The organism is Mesorhizobium sp. M1163 (assembly GCF_040318415.1).
In the GTDB taxonomy this organism is placed as follows: domain Bacteria; phylum Pseudomonadota; class Alphaproteobacteria; order Rhizobiales; family Rhizobiaceae; genus Mesorhizobium.
Window position 1 is genome coordinate 1 of sequence record NZ_JAMYMF010000113.1, and the last position, 600, is coordinate 600.

A 600-nucleotide genomic window follows, 5' to 3' on the forward strand; every position below is an offset into this window, starting at 1 on the left:
CGGGAAATGGTTCGGATCGGCTTAAGCAACCAAATCCTACGTCATTTCAACGGCTTGCGCCACATCCACCAACCCCCATGAATTTTTCAGGCTAGGATCCGGACCCATAAAGGGATTCCACTGACGGTGGTTTTATGAGTCACGGTCTCCAAAGGGAGGCCACAAATGAATCGCGATTATTTCTGGCTGACGGAGGAGCAGGTTTCGCGGCCGCAGGCGCTGCTGCCAACCGACACGCGCGGCAAGCCAAGAGTCGATGACCGCCGAGCGATTAGCGGCATCGTCCATGTCCTCAAGTCCGGCGGCCGCTGGGTCGATGCCCCGCAAGTCTACGGGCCGAGAAAGACGCTCTACAATAGCTTTGTCCGATGGGCTGCCAAAGGCGTTTGGGTCGACATCTTCCACGCCCTGGCCTCGGCTGGCGGTCCTCCGGCTGAGGTCCTGATCGACTCTTCGGCCGTGAAGGCGCATCGCTGCGCTTCTGGCGGCAAAGGGGGGAGCAAAATCAGGCGATCGGCCGGTCGCGCGGTGGGCGAACCACGAAGATCCACGCCCTGACCGATGGCCTGTGCCGCCCGATCGCTTTCCTCTTGACCGGTG

At 60.8% G+C, this 600-nt stretch carries 1 pseudogene; it reads left to right on the forward strand.

What is annotated here, in order from left to right:
- Positions 1-165 precede the first annotated feature (165 nt).
- A pseudogene (locus NKH43_RS35250) lies at positions 166-600 on the forward strand (IS5 family transposase); the annotation flags it as partial.